This window comes from Corallococcus llansteffanensis (assembly GCF_003612055.1).
GTDB lineage: Bacteria > Myxococcota > Myxococcia > Myxococcales > Myxococcaceae > Corallococcus > Corallococcus llansteffanensis.
The window spans coordinates 1-14206 of record NZ_RAWB01000249.1; the positions used below are offsets into that span (position 1 = coordinate 1).

Consider the following 14206-nt stretch of genomic DNA (forward strand, 5'->3'; position numbering starts at 1 on the left):
GAGCGGGCGTTCCAGCAGGGCTGCGACGGAGGCGATGCCGACGGGTGCGTGGAGTTGGTGGAGCTGTACCTGGGGTGGGTGGGTGGACCCAACCACCTCCGCGAGAACCAGGCGCTCCTGGAGAAGGTCTGCGCGCGGGACGATGGGGGCCGGGCGTGTAATGCCCTGGGCGACCTCTACCGGCTCCCCGGAACCCCGTTCACGAGCAGGGTGCGCACGCTCCAGGCGTGGAACCGGGGCTGCTTCGGCCTGGAGGATTTCTTTTCCTGCGCCCGCCTGCTCGATGCGGCGCAGTCCTCCGAGGCGTCCGGGGCGAAGGATCCCGAGGCGCTGCACCGCCTCATGGTCCAGGGCTGCAAGGCGCGCCTGGGCTGGACCTGCGAGGAGCTGGGCCTTCCTCTTCCGCCAGCGACGGCCAGCCTCCGCCAGCGGCTGGCGGCGTGCGACGACGGCAACCCGGACGCCTGTGGCGAGGTGGCCGAGGCCTACCAGAAGGGGCTCGGCCTGGTCGAGGACCCGGGGGCGACCATGGAGACAGGCCTGCGGGCCTGCACGGGCGGGAGCGGCCTGGGCTGTCTGGTCGTGGCGCGGATGTATGACGTGGGAGGGCGCGCGGTGCGGTACCCGCAGGGCGTGGTGCACTTCGCCTCCCAGGCGTGCGAGCGGGGCGAGCCGGAGGGCTGCGTGCTGCTGGCGAAGCATCTGGAGAAGGGCCGGGGCGTTGCCCAGAACGTGCTCAAGGCCCAGGAGGCCCGGGGCAGGGCCTGCGACCTCCTGTCCGAAACGCTGCGGAAGCAGGGGTGCCAGGAGTAGGGGCGCGGGCGTCGGTCCGTCAGGGCTCCGGACGTCCGCGTGCGCACTCCACGAGCGCGGCGTTGTCCTCCGCGCGCCGTCCGTCCGGAAGCCACAGCGTGTCCTCCAAGCCGATGCGCGTGTCGAAGCCGTGGCGCAGGGCCCAGGCGAGCACGGCCCACGCGCCGCCCTCGTCGCCGTGGACGAGCCGCGGACGCTGGAGGCCCGTGGCACCGAGCGCGTCCACGAGCGCCCGGGCCTGCTGACACGCGGTCTCCGGCACGGGGGACTGCGTCTCCACGAGCACGCGCAGGCACTCGGACGCGCGGGGCCACGCGACGAGGCGCGGGACGTCCTCGGGGAACCACACGCCCGCTTCGACGCCGATGCCCGCGTCGAGCAGCGTGTCCGCGATGGACGTCCAGCCAGGCTCCGACAGGTTGACGGAGGCGAAGTCGGGCCGGGCGTCCGGGGACAGCGCGGCCCACGCGGCGATGCGCGCGCGGCGTGCCTCCACGTCCGGGAGGATCCACGCGCCGGTGCTGACGCCCACGGGGACGCCCGGACAGGCGAGGCGGATGGCGACCACCGCCGCGCCGATGTCGGCCGCGTCCAGGGACTCGGTGCCGCGAGAATCGCGAGGGTGCACGTGGAACGCACCCGCGCCCGCGGCGTGACAGGCGGCGGCTTCACGTGCGAGCGCCTCCGGGGTGACGGGCAGACGGGGATGCGCGGTGGCCGCGCGGGCTCCGTTGAGACAGGCCTTGAGCAGCATGGGCGGTTCTTCCTCCCGGGCGCGGGGAGCGGCCAGCGAAAAGCGCCGCCCCCGTGCGTGGAGGACAACCCGCCGTTCAGACGGACGTGAGGAGCAGCTCCGGCTGGTCGCCGACCTTGATGCCCACGAGCGGCTGGATGTCCGCGCGGAAGCCCCAGTGCCGCGACAGCTCCAGGAACCAGGCGACGGTGGCGGTCAGCCGGAAGCCGTCGGAGCCCGAGTCCTCCAGCGGGTCGAACGCATCCACGATGATGGAGTGCTCGGGGTCGTCCGACAGCGGGCTTCGCGCGTCGATGGCCTGCTGCAGGGCCTTGAGCCGCTGGGTCAGCCGGGCCCAGATGACGTAGACCTTCCCGTAGGGCATGCCGCCCAGGTCTCCGCCGTACCGGGAGGCGTTCTCCATCACGCCCATGAAGGCCGCCGGCGTGGGTCCCCCGCCCGCCATCGACGACTGCTCCCAGGTCCGGTTCTGGAGGGCGGCGGGCGGCTGCATCCGCTTCAAGCGGTCATCCACGCTGCGCAGGATGGAGGCCTTGTCCCAGTTCCTGGCGCGGTCCAGCAGGTACTTCTTCCAGAGGGGCGCGTAGATCTGCTGGCGGACCGCGGGAGAGGTGCGCACGGCCACCGACTCCCACGGGAGCGCCCGCGCCAGGGCGATGGCGAAGCAATCCAGCTCCGCCGCGGGGTCGGTCCCCATCTGCTTCAGCAGCTTCTTGAACGTGCGCGAGTCGAGCCGCAGCTCGAAGCGCGCGGTGATGCTCGCGCCGCGCGGCGCGCCCTGGACGAGCGCGGTGAGCCGCTCACAGGAGCCCCCATCCGGCAGCGCACCCCAGACGGTGGCCGTGTCCAGCAGGGACTGGAGGGACGGGCTGCCCTTGAGCTGGGATTGGGCGAAGAAGGCATACTCGAAGGCGTCCGCGCTCGGCCGGGTGGAGAACCCGCGCATCTGCGCGCTGAAGTCGATGCCCTGGAGGACCTTGGCCCCCGCGAGCCAGCCCTCCTGCTTGTACGAGCGCGCGCCCTGGAAGGCATAGCGACGCGGTCCGTTCGCGTGGTCGCGCGAGGCGTGCTGCGCGACGGCCTTCAGCTTCTTGCTGTCCTCGGACTTCGCCAGGAAGACGTCGCGCCAGCCCAGGCCGAAGCTCCGGGTGCGCTGCGTTTCGATGGAGGTCATGTGGAAGTAGCGGCGCGTCCAGGCGTCCTTCACCTGGCGCTGGATGCTGGCCAGGTCGCCGGAGATGAGCGCGTCGTGCACGCCCCCGAGCGACGCCTCCGGCACCTCCAGCTCCATCAGGGTCGTGTCCTCGGTGCAGCGGGCATACTCGTATTCGAAGCCCGCCTTCAGCGTGGCGCACACGCTGTCCTTGATGAGCTTCTTCAGCTCGTCGTAGACCTTCTCCACGGTGGTCTGCGCCGCGTCCAGCTCCTCCTTGAACCCGAGCCCTCCGAGCAGCGCCGTGGCGACCGTCAGCAGGGTGGGGCTGAGCTTCCCTGCCTCGAGCGCCTCCATCACCTTCGACACTTCCTTGGCCTGCTCGGTGGAGGCCACGGAGGTCAGGAGCGCGGTCAGCAGCGGGGACTCCACCCCGAGCGTGGCCCCCGCGGAAATCTTCACGGCGCCCCCGTGCGAGACCGCCTTGCGGACCGACACGGTGAACGGGCCCGGGTTCTTCGGGCGGGAGAAGACGAGGCGCAGCTCGTCCTCCAACTGGAGGAAGCCCCCCACGGAGATGCCCACGTCGGCCTTGAGCTGGAGGGCCACGGCCCGGCCCACCCGCTGCGCGAGCGCCGTCACCACCGCCGCGGTGACGATGGGCCAGGACAGGGTGGCGCCGGTCTTCAGCTGGATGCGCGTCTGGAAGGCGAGCGCGTCGTGGGGGCCCAGGGCCCGCACGTCGTCCAACTGGAAGGGCAGCCGCAGCGTCTTCGCGTCCTCCCGCAGCACCTCGCCCAGGAGCTGCCGGGTCGGGTGCCCGCGGTAGTCCGCCACCAGCACGTTGACGGCGCCCTTGCCGTCCAGGGTGACGAAGGGAAGGGTGCCCTCCGCGCTGGCCTCCGCGTTGAGCTCGGCGGCGTACTTCAGCCAGCAGGTGAACCCATCCGGAAGGAAGAGCGGCTCCGCCACGGAGCCGTCCGGGGCTTCCGCGCTCCGCTTGCCCACGACGCCCGCGTCGTCCTTGTCCTCCGGGCCGTTGAACAGCTCCACCGGCACCTCGAGCGACGCCCCCAGCAGGACCGACCCTCCGGGGAGCGGGACCTTCCGGTTCACGCTGCACTCCGCGCGGGCCAGGGCCTGCTCCTGGGAGGCGTCCCCCAACGGACGGTTCAGCGTGTTCACGGCGGGTACCTCGATGCTCCAGCTCATGCACGTCCCCCCAGGGCCAGGACTTCAGGCAATGACAGACACACGTCCCGTCGGCGGGGCCGCTGGACATGTGCAGCGAGACAGTGTCGCGCGGTCGTCCAGGGGCGGGAAGCCGGGCTTGCGGGAGGTGTGTCTGTTGATGGGTGGACGGGACGCGATCCGTCCATCCTCTTCCTGACCCATCTGGGAGAATCCCGTCATGGATCCGGGGTTGGGATTGTCCTGGATGCAGAAGGGGGGCTGCCGATGAGGGATGGATCAACGGCTCGGGTCGAAGCCGTCGCAAAGGAGCGCCGGATGCTGGGTTCGCACGAACCGGTCGTGTTCACCCATACGGTGGAAGGGTTGTTGTTGGCCCTGAAGGGTCGGCTGGAAGGCCCGCTGCGGGCGAAGTTGAAGGCCGTGGGGCTGGACCTGGACCTGCGGCTGGAGTCGGCGTACCCCAACGCGCAGTGGCAGCAGATGCTGCTGCTGGGCGCGGAGGAGCTCTTCCCGAACGTCCCCATGCCCCGGGCGAAGTGGATGCTGGGGGAGCGCTTCATCTCCGGCTACTTCCAGACGAACATGGGCCGGGCGCTGAAGGGCGTGCTGAAGATGCTGGGGCCCGCACGCGCGCTGGAGCGCACGTCGCGCAACCTGGCCTCGGGCAGCAACTTCCTCCACGTCGAGGTGGAGCGCCTGGCGGACACGGACTACCGCATCAAGGCGAACGACGGCGGGCCCCACCCGGAGTTCCTCGGCGCCATCTGTCACTTCGGGACGATGGCCACCGGGGTGAAGGGGCTCACCACCGTGGTGGAGTCGCGCTCGGGGATCGCCGCGACGTACCGGGCCCGCTGGTAGCTCCCGGGTGGCCGGGGCAGGGGACCTCCCAGGTCGCCTCCCCGATACGACACGTCATGTCACGTCGTGAATCCCCCGTACTTCCCGTCGAATCGTCATCACCCGGGGGATGTAGGGGTTGTCCACAAGTCCGCAAATAGTCTAGCCAGGAGGAACTGAACCGCGTCATCCCCCGAGACGTGGCGAGGAGCTCCGGGTGTCCAATCAGAATGAGTTCGTGTTCGGCCATACGGTCGAAGGATTGCTGTTGGCCTTGAAGGGCCGGCTGGAGGCCCCGCTCAAGGCGAAGTTGAAGGCCGCCGGGCTGGACGTGGACAAGAAGCTGGAGCCCGCGTACCCGAACGCCATCTGGCAGAAGGCGCTGCAGATTGGCGCGGAGGAGCTCTTCCCGGGCGTCCCCATGACCGAGGCGCAGTGGCAGCTGGGCGAGCGCTTCGTCAGCGGCTACTTCGAGACGAACATGGGCCGGGCCCTGCACGGCATGCTCAAGCTGCTGGGGCCGGCGCGCGCGCTGGAGCGCACGTCGCGCAACCTGGCCTCGGGCAGCAACTTCCTCCACGTGGAGGTGGAGCGCCTGGCGGACACCGACTACCGCATCAAGGTGAACGAGGGCGGGACCTACCCGGAGTTCATCGGCGCCATCTGTCACTTCGGGACGATGGCCACCGGGGTGAAGGGGCTCACCACCGTGGTGGAGTCCCGGCAGGGGCGCGCGGCGACGTACCGCGTGCGCTGGTAGGTTTCGCCGCGTCCAGCAGGCCCTGCACCGCGCCGGTGACGTCGCGGTGCACGGACAGCAGCGCGTCCCGGTCCTCCGCGTCGAACCCGGCGTCCAGGTGGCGCGTCAGCGGTTCGCCCACCCACTGCGTCATCTTCACCGGGAACGGCGGCGACAGCGGCCACAGGCCCGTGGCGCCCACGCCCAGCCACAGGGGCAGCCGTCCGGGCATGCCCAGCCGCTTGCCCCACGCATAGCCGTCGTTCAGCCCCACGTAGGCGTCGTCCATGCCGTGGCCCGCGATGGGCACGATGGGCAGCCCGTACCGCACGGCCAGCCGCGACATGACGCGTGAGCGCCCCCAATGCGACACGCGTCATGTCGCGGCTGGGTGTGAGGAAGCGCATCCCCGGGGGCGCCTCTGGCAGCAGCGGGTTCACCAGCACGACGTCCGGAGGCAGCGTGCCGTCGTTGCCGAACGCCACGCCCAGCACGCCGTCACCGAGCCCGCCTTCGGACTGTCGCGCCGCGCCCAGGACCACCGCCGCCGCCGCGTCGCCCAGCACCAGCCAGGGCCGAGGGTCCTCCGGCCGCGTCGTGCGCGACAGCAGCTCCACCGACACCACGCCCACCGGCCCCAGCCCCGTGGCCACCGAGCGCGCCGCCAGGTCGAACGCGCTCAAGAAGCCCATGCACGCGTTGGTCACATCCATCGCGTCACACGTCCCCGAAAGTCCCAGCGCCGCCGCCACCCGACTGCCATTGGCCGGCGTGAGGACGTCCCCGCCCATGGACGACACGAAGAGGATGCGCCGGAGCGCGGTCGCCTCCAGGCCCGCCGCCTCCAGCGCGCCCCGCAGGGCCTGGGCCCCCAGGTCCGCCGCGCGCATGCCGGCCGGGGCGAAGTGCCGCGTGCGGATGCCCGTCTTGCGCTCCACCTCCGCCGCGTCGCGCCCCACCCGCGCGCACAGCTCCGCGGTCGTCACCGGCGGGCCCGGCAGCACGCTTGCCGTGCCGAGGATGCGGACGGGAATCACGCGGCCCTCCTGCCGCCGCACGGGGTACGGCGCACGCGCAGGGACTCCCATGCCTGCTTGAACTCCAGCAGCTTCTGCTCCAGGGCCATGTCGCGCGCGGCCTCCTCCAGCACGGCGTCCACGTGCGTGAAGCGCATGGAGCCCAGCAGCGGGTGGTCCCGCGTGCCCACGTCATAGCGCAGGTCGCCTCGCGCCGACTCCAGGTCGCCGTTGCGATGCAGCAGCAACACGCCGCTGGCGAGCAGGTCCTTCGCCCGCGCCACCGGATTGAGCGCGGAGAGGAACAGCCCCACTGCCCCCGGCAGCAGCGGGCGGGCGGCCTGGTGGTGGCCCGCGGGGAAGATGTTGCTGGAGAAGACCAGGTCCGCGCCCGCGTTCAGCAGCACGTCCACCGGCACCATGCTGGTGAAGGCCCCGTCCACGTAGCGCGCGGGCGGCTGGAGCGTGGGCGCCCACACCCCCGGCGCGGAGCCGCTGGCGCGCACCGCGAGCGCGAGCGGCCCCTGCTCCAGCACCACGCAGCGGCCCGTGGTCAGGTCGGTCGTCACCGGCAGGAAGCCCGTGGGCAGCTCCTCCAGCGCCAGGTTTCCCAGGTCGCCGCGCACCATCCACTCCACGGCCTGCGTGGTGACCACCGACGACAGCGCCGCGGCGGACAGGTGCCCGTGCTTCGCGCGGTAGCGCAGCCGGCGCAGGCCATCCATCCCCTCGCGCCCGTCGCGCGCGGTGCCGCAGAAGTACGCGCCCACCAGTGACCCCATGCTGGCGCTGCTGAGGAAGTCCACCGGCACGTCCAGCGCCGTCAGCCTCCTCAAGATATGCGCGTGGTAGAAGCCCCACACGCCGCCGCCGCTGAGCGCCAGCCCCACGCGCCTCCCGGTGATGGCGCGCGCCCAGCGCGACAGCGCGTCCCGCGTCCCCGCGTCCAGGCCCAGCGCCGCCAGGGGCCGCGTGTCCCCGGGCCGCACCGGCAGCCGCTCCCAGTCCAATCGCAGCCGGCACGAAGGCGGCGGCGCGTCCGCGTCCCACCCGTCCTCGTCCGGCAGCGGGCGGCCCTTCAGGCTGGGACTGCTCCGGGGCTTCCACGGCGACAGGAGCACCGTGGGCAGCACCGACGCTCCGGAGGCCGTCCCCAGGGCCTCATCATGGGAGGGCATCAGGGAGGGCACCAGCCGCACCTCGCGCGCCGTCATGCCCTCCGGCGCCGGGAGCCCGTCCAGCAGCACACAGTCGAAGTCCTCCTCCAACTCCGCCCACGGCGCGCCGTGCGGCGTGCCCCGGGGCCCCACCGTGCGGCGGAACACGCCGTCCGCGCCGCGCACCGCGCCCTTCGTCCCCCGCGTCCCGGCGCGCAGCAGCAGCACCCGGTCCCCGAAGTCGTGGACCATCACCTTCGCCACCAGCTCCACCAGCGTGGACAGCAGCGCGGGCGACAGCTCCAGTCCCTGCGTCTGGAACGTCACCACCTCCGCGCGCGGCCCGGGCGCGGGGAGGCCCATCCGGGGAGCCCCCGCGGCCCCCTCCAGCTCCGCGCGGGGAATGAAGAGCGCCTGGGACTCGGACACAGCCGTCACCGTGACGGGCCAGGTGCCTCGCGCGAGCGCCTCCACGCCCAGCGACATGCCCGAGCGCAGGTGCAGCAGCACCATGCCTCCCGCCGTCACCTTCCACTCGCCCGAGCGCAGCAGGTAGACACCGTCCACCTCCTGGCCCTCCGTGCACACGCCCGTGCCCGGGCCGGGATCCACCGGGCGGGCCCTTCCCAGGAGGCGCAGGAGGATGGACGTGCGGGTGTGACGCAGCGCGGGCGCTTGTTTCAACGTGTACAGCCACCGACGCCGCTCATCGACCGTGATGGGAGAAGCCATGCGTCAGCCAATGATAACCAACGTGTTCCGGTGCCGGATACGGCACCGGAGTGCCTGCCCGCTCTGCGGGTCGCGTTCTACGCGGGCTGGGGTCGCGGTGGCTCACCCGGAGGAGGGAGGGACTTGCCTGACTTCCGATTCTTGAGGACCTTGCTGCGCGCGCCTTCCACCAGCGCGTAGAGCACCGGGATGAAGATGAGGTTCACGAAGGTGGAGAAGAGCATGCCGCCGAAGACGGCGGTGCCCAGCGACTTGCGCGCGGAAGCGCCCGCGCCGGTGGCCAGCATCAGCGGCATCACGCCGAAGAGGAACGCGAAGGACGTCATCAGGATGGGGCGCAGCCGCGTCTCCGCCGCGTTGATGGCGGACTCCACGACGCCCTGGCCCTGCGCGCGCAGCTGCTCACCGAACTCCACGATGAGGATGGCGTTCTTGGACGCGAGGCCCACCAGCATCACCAGCCCCACCTGGCAGAACACGTCATTCACCAGCCCGCGCAGGTTCTGGAGCAGCAGCGCGCCCAGCATCGCCACGGGCACCGCGAGCATGACGACGAAGGGCAGGGCGAAGCTCTCGTACTGCGCGGCCAGCACCAGGAAGACGAACACGATGCCCAGCGCGAAGATGACGAGCACCGTGTTGCCCGCGCTCTTCTGTTCGGCGGACAGGCCCGTCCACTCGTAGGTGAAGCCCGGGGGCAGCGCCTGCTTCGCCACGTCCTCCATGGCCGTGAGCGCCTGCCCGGTGCTGACGCCGGGGGCACCCTGGCCGTTGATGTTGGTGGAGCGGAAGAGGTTGTAGTGGGTGATGTTCTGCGCGGTGGCGATGGGCGTCAGCTTCACCAGGCTCTCCAGGGGCACCATGGCCCCCGACTCCGCGCGCACGTAGAAGCTGCCGATGTCCTTCGGGTTGTCTCGGAAGGGCGTGGCCGCCTGCACGTACACGCGGTAGACGCGGTTGGAGAAGGTGAAGTCGTTCACGTACTGGCTGCCCAGGTACACCTGGAGCGTGGAGAACAGCGTGGAGAGGGGCACGCCCAGCGCCTTGGCCTTCTCGCGGTCCACGTCGATGTTGAGCTGCGGCGAGCCCGCCGTGTACGAGGAGAACACGCCGCGCAGGCGCGGCTCCTGGTTGCCCCCGCGGATGAGCGCCTGGGTGGCCTGCGCCAGCTCGTCCAGCGAGCGGCCTCCCTGCTGATCCTCCAGCACGAACTCGAAGCCGCCCACGCTGCCCACGCCGCGGATGGCGGGCGGTTGCAGGGGCAGCACGCTCGCGCCGCCCACCTGCGACAGCGGCCCGCGCAGCCGCTCCACGAGGCCGGCCACGCTCTCCTCCTTCTTCTTGCGCTCCTCCCACGGCTTGAGGTTGATGAAGAGCGAGCCGTAGTTGGCGCCCGTGCCCAGGAGCGAGAAGCCGCCCACGGTGAAGGTGTCAATCACCTCCGGCTGCGCGCGCAGGATGGACTCCACCTGGATGAGGACATTGCGCGTGTACTCCAGCGACGTGCCCTCCGGCCCCTGCACCGCGACGATGAGGTAGCCCTGGTCCTCCTCCGGGATGAAGCCGGTGGGCGTGGACCTGTAGAGCAACCCCGTGGCGCCGAGGAACACGGCGAACACGGCGACGACCGCCCACCGCACCTTGACCAGCATGAAGCCCAGCAGCTTGCCGTAGTTGCGCCGGAGCGAGTCCAGGCCCTCGTCGAACTTGCGCGCCAGGATGAACTTCTTGCCTTCGTTGACGCGCAGCAGGCGCGCGCACAGCGCGGGGGACAGGGTGAGGGCGACGAGCGCGGAGAGGCTGATGGAGAACGCGATGGTGAGCGCGAACTGGCGGTAGATGGCGCCCGTGGTGCCGGGGAAGAAGGACACCGGGATGAACACCGCGGAGAGCACCAGCGCGGTGGCCACCACGACGCCGGACACCTGCTGCATGCCCCGGTGGGTGGCCTCCTTCGCGTCCACCTTGTCGCGCTCCATGACGCGCTCGACGTTCTCGATGACGACGATGGCGTCATCCACCACGAGGCCCGTGGCCAGCGTCAGGCCGAACAGCGTCAGCGTGTTGAGCGAGAAGCCGAACGCCCTGACGAACATGAAGGTGCCCACGAGCGACACCGGCAGCGTCGTCACCGCGACGAGCACGCTCCTCCAGCCGTGCAGGAAGATGAAGATGACGATGACGACCAGGAGGATGGCCTCGCCCAGCGCCTTGAGCACCTCCTGGATGGAGGCGCTCACCGCGAGCGTGGTGTCGAACGCCACGCGGTAGCGGAGGCCCGGCGGGAAGTTGGAGGACAGGCGCTTGAGCTCCGCCTCCACGCCCTCGCGCACCTCCAGGGCGTTGGAGCCGGGAAGCTGGGTGATGCCCAGGCCCACCGCGTCCTGGCCGTTGAAGCGCAGCAGCTGCTGGTAGTTCTCCGCGCCCAGCTCCGCGCGGCCCACGTCGCGGACGCGCACCAGGGCGCCCTCCGCGCCGCGCTGGACGACGATGGCGCCAAACTCCTCCGGCGAGCTGAGCTGCCCCTTCACCTGGAGGGACAGCTGGTACGCCTGGTCCTTGGACGAGGGCGCCTGGCCCACCTTGCCGGCGCCCACCTGGACGTTCTGCTCCAAGAGGGCGCTGAGCACGTCCTGGGCGGTGAGGCCCCGGCGGGCCAGCTCCGTGGGGTCCAGCCACAGGCGCATGGCGAAGCGGCGCTCGCCGAAGATGCGCACGTCGCCCACGCCCTTCACGCGAAGGATCGCGTCGCGGAGGTACACGTCCGCGTAGTTGCTGAGGAACTCCGTGGTGTAGCGCTTCTCCTGGTCGTACAGGCCGAAGGACACGAGGAACTGCGTCTGCGACTTGCGCACGGTGACGCCCAGCGCGTTGACCTGCTGGGGCAGCTGCGGCGTGGCGGTGGCGACGCGGTTCTGCACGTCCACCGCGGCCAGGTCCACGTCCCGCTCCGGGTCGAAGGTGGCGATGATGGTGCTCAGGCCCTCGCTGGTGCTGGTGGAGGACAGGTAGCGCATGCCCTCCATGCCGTTGAGCTGGCGCTCCAGCACGGTGGTGACGGCGCTCTCCACCGTCTCCGCGGACGCACCCGTGTACGTGGACGTCACCTGCACCTGGGGCAGCGCCAGCTCCGGGTACTGTTCAATGGGGAGGCTGGGGATGGAGATGGCGCCCACGAGCGTGATGAGGATGGACAGCACGCTCGCGAACACGGGTCGCTGGATGAAGAAGTCGGTGAACATGGCAGCCCCCTAGCGACCCGCGTCCGCGCCGCCGCCGATGCCCTGCGTGGGCGTGTCGGGCATGCCCTCCGCCTGGCCCGGTGCCCGCCGCGCGGGACCCGGCTGGATGGGCATCCCGTCGCGCAGGGCCTGCACGCCGCTGACGACCACCTGGGTGCCCGCGTCCAGGCCCTTCACCACCTCGTAGTCGTTGCCCTCCACCAGCCCCAGCGTCACCGGCTGGCGCTTCGCCACGGTGCCGCCGTCGCCCTGCGCCACCACCAGCGCGAAGGCCTGGCTGCCCTGCCGCGTGACGGCGGTGGTGGGCATCTTCAAGACGTCGCGCACGTCGTAGACGAGCTGGGCGCGCACCAGCTGGCCGGCGCGCAGGCCGGTGGTGTTCTGGAAGGCGGCCTTCACCTCCACGAGCTGCGTGGCCGCATCCGGCGTGGTGGCGACGAAGAACGCGGGCGCGCGGACCACGGGCTTGCCGTCGTCGTCGAGCACCTCCAGCGGCGTCTCTCCGACCCTGACCCGGGAGGCCTGGTCCACCGGCACCTGCACGGACAGCTCCAGGGCCTGGCTCTGGTCCACGCGGGTGAGCGCCGTCTGGGGGGTGACGGAGTCGCCCAGCTTCACCGGGATGTCGCCCACGGTGCCGTCGAAGGGCGCGCTCACGTTGAAGAAGCCCAGCTGCACCTGCTGGCTTTGGATCTGGGCTTCCGCGGACTGGGCCTGGGCGACGGACTGCTGGGCCTGGGCCACGGCCTGCTCGTAGTCCTGGCGGCTGATGAGGCCTTCCTTGAGGAGCTGGGCGCTGCGCTCGCGGGTGCGGCGCGCGTACTCGCGGCTGGCGATGGCGGAGGCGCGCTGGGCCTTGGAGGCGCGCAGGCTGGCCTGCTCCTGGCGGGGGTCGACCACGAGCAGCACCTGTCCGGCCTTCACGGAGTCGCCGGGGCGCACGGCGATGGACTGCACGTAGCCTGCGACCTGCGGGAAGACGGTGATGCTGTGCCGGGAGATGAGGGCGCCCACGTACTCGCGGGTGTCGCGCACCGGGCCGGGCTGGACCTCCAGGACCTGCACGGGGATGGGTTTGCCCTGGCCCTGCTGGCCGCCCTGGGGACCTCCTCCGGGCGACGACGAGGCGCCGTCCTTGCCGCTGCACGCGCCCGCGAGCGCGAGGACGAGCCCCCACGCACCCCAACCACCCCTCACCAATCGCATGCGGCCTCCGACAGGAATGCGTCCACCTGGGCCTGACGGAGTTGGAAGTCGCGAATCACGAGCGCCAGCTCCGCCTGTCGCAGGTCCCCGGCCGACTGCACCAGCTCGAGGCTCGTCCCGGTGCCCACTTCGAAGCTGCGGCGGGTGAGCCGGTCACTCTCTTCCGCGAGGCCGCGCTCGCGGTCCGCCAGGTCGCGCGTCGCCTGGTTCACCTGTACGGTGCGCTTCGCCTGGGTGACCTCCAGGGAGACGTTGCGCTCGAGGGCGATGACCTCCGCGCGGGCCTGCTCCAGCTGGCCGCGCGTCTGGCGAAGGCGGCCCTCGCGGGTGCCGCCGTCCCAGAAGGGCAGCACGAGGCTGGCGCCGAGGTTCCAGATGGGCACCTCCGCGAAGCCCGGGTTGACGGTGAGCGCGGTGGTGGTGCTGGTGAGGCCCAGGGTGGGCGCGTACTGGCGCAGCACGACGCCGATGGCGCGTTCGGCGACCACCAGCCGGGAGCGTGCCGCGGCGAGGTCCGCGCGGCGGTCGAGCGACTCCAGCGGGTGGCAGCTCTGCTTCGCGGCCTGGAGCAGGGTGTTCAGGTCCAGCCCCTTCGCGAGTCCCACGGCGGAGGGCGTGCCCAGCGCGAGCCCCAGGGACTCGCGGGCCTTGCGCAGGTCCTCGTCGCCGATGACGACGTTGCGGCGGGCGGCCTGGGCATCCTGCTCCACGCGCACGACGTCCAGGCGGGTGCCCGCGCCCAGCTCGAAGCGGCGCTGCGCGAGGGCCAGCCGCTCCAGCGCGGTGCGCAGGTTGACGCGGTTGACCTCCGCCAGCCGCTCCGTGGAGGACACGGACACGAGCGCCTGGGCGAGGCCGCGGGTGAGCTGCCGGCGCGTCTCCGCGAGCGACAGGGCGGCGGTGCGGCGCGCTTCCTTCGCGCTGCCCAGGGCGTAGAGGCTGGCCAGGTCCACCACGGGCACGGTCGCGGTGAGCACGCCCAGGCCGAGCAGGGGCGTGGGCTTGAAGCCCCCGGCGGAGCCCACGCCGCCACCCACGCCGCCGCCCACACCGCCGCCGACGGCGGGCACGTCCGGGTTGAGCACGTTGTATTGGACGGACAGCGTGCCGCCCACGGTGGGCAGCAGGTTGGCGAGCGCGATGCGCCACAGGCCCGCGGACACCTCGAGCTGTCCCAGCGCGCTCTGCAGGTCGGTGGAGCGCTGGCGCAGGAGCGTGAGCGCCTCATTCCAGGACGTGAGTTGTTGCGGCGCGGGAGGGGCCGGGGTGAGGAGCGGATCCGACACGTCCGGCTGGAAGGGAGGAGGCACCTCCGGGACGGAGTCCGGGTTCTGGGGCGCGGTGGTCTGCGCGAGGACCT

General features: G+C 71.6%; 9 protein-coding genes and 2 pseudogenes. 3 read left to right on the forward strand and 8 right to left on the reverse strand.

The window, feature by feature from the left end:
- Positions 1-813 (forward strand): tetratricopeptide repeat protein (locus D7V93_RS45090; protein ID WP_158623823.1); only part of this gene is annotated, 813 nt, incomplete at its 5' end.
- 19 nt (positions 814-832) lie between these two features.
- On the opposite strand, the gene D7V93_RS22600 is transcribed toward D7V93_RS45090, so the two are convergent.
- Together D7V93_RS22600 and D7V93_RS22605 are read right to left on the reverse strand one after the other, a co-directional pair.
- Positions 833-1567 (reverse strand): 3-keto-5-aminohexanoate cleavage protein, encoded by a 735-nt coding sequence (locus D7V93_RS22600; RefSeq protein WP_120645389.1) that lies wholly within the window; start codon positions 1565-1567, stop codon positions 833-835.
- 76 nt (positions 1568-1643) lie between these two features.
- Positions 1644-3932, reverse strand: a complete 2289-nt coding sequence (locus D7V93_RS22605) for a hypothetical protein (protein ID WP_120645390.1) — start codon at positions 3930-3932, stop codon at positions 1644-1646.
- Positions 3933-4229: 297 nt separating this feature from the next.
- Here D7V93_RS22605 and D7V93_RS22610 point away from each other — a divergent pair, with 297 nt between their 5' ends.
- Positions 4230-4775: a DUF2378 family protein gene (locus D7V93_RS22610; RefSeq protein ID WP_244237443.1), complete on the forward strand. Its 546-nt coding sequence runs from the start codon at positions 4230-4232 to the stop codon at positions 4773-4775.
- A 196-nt stretch (positions 4776-4971) separates the two neighbouring features.
- Entirely contained in the window at positions 4972-5514 is a 543-nt protein-coding gene (locus D7V93_RS22615) for a DUF2378 family protein (RefSeq protein ID WP_120645392.1), read from the forward strand.
- Here the strand turns inward: D7V93_RS22615 and D7V93_RS22620 are convergent.
- From D7V93_RS22620 to D7V93_RS22645, 6 genes and pseudogenes are all read right to left on the reverse strand, one after another.
- A pseudogene (locus D7V93_RS22620) lies at positions 5456-5836 on the reverse strand (lysophospholipid acyltransferase family protein); the annotation flags it as partial. The gene D7V93_RS22615 and the pseudogene D7V93_RS22620 overlap by 59 nt on opposite strands.
- Positions 5799-6530: pseudogene (locus D7V93_RS47600) on the reverse strand (3-oxoacyl-ACP synthase III family protein); the annotation flags it as partial. The pseudogenes D7V93_RS47600 and D7V93_RS22620, both read right to left, overlap by 38 nt.
- Complete coding sequence (locus tag D7V93_RS22630; protein ID WP_120645393.1) at positions 6527-8398, reverse strand: cyclic nucleotide-binding and patatin-like phospholipase domain-containing protein; 1872 nt, start codon at positions 8396-8398, stop codon at positions 6527-6529. The pseudogene D7V93_RS47600 and the gene D7V93_RS22630, both read right to left, overlap by 4 nt.
- Before the next feature lie 77 nt (positions 8399-8475).
- Positions 8476-11640, reverse strand: coding sequence for an efflux RND transporter permease subunit (locus tag D7V93_RS22635; protein ID WP_120645394.1), 3165 nt, complete (start codon positions 11638-11640; stop codon positions 8476-8478).
- Positions 11641-11649: 9 nt separating this feature from the next.
- A complete protein-coding gene (locus tag D7V93_RS22640) occupies positions 11650-12846 on the reverse strand; it encodes an efflux RND transporter periplasmic adaptor subunit (protein WP_120645395.1) in 1197 nt (398 codons plus the stop codon).
- Positions 12834-14206 (reverse strand): TolC family protein (locus D7V93_RS22645; RefSeq protein ID WP_147451275.1); only part of this gene is annotated, 1373 nt, incomplete at its 5' end. The genes D7V93_RS22645 and D7V93_RS22640, both read right to left, overlap by 13 nt.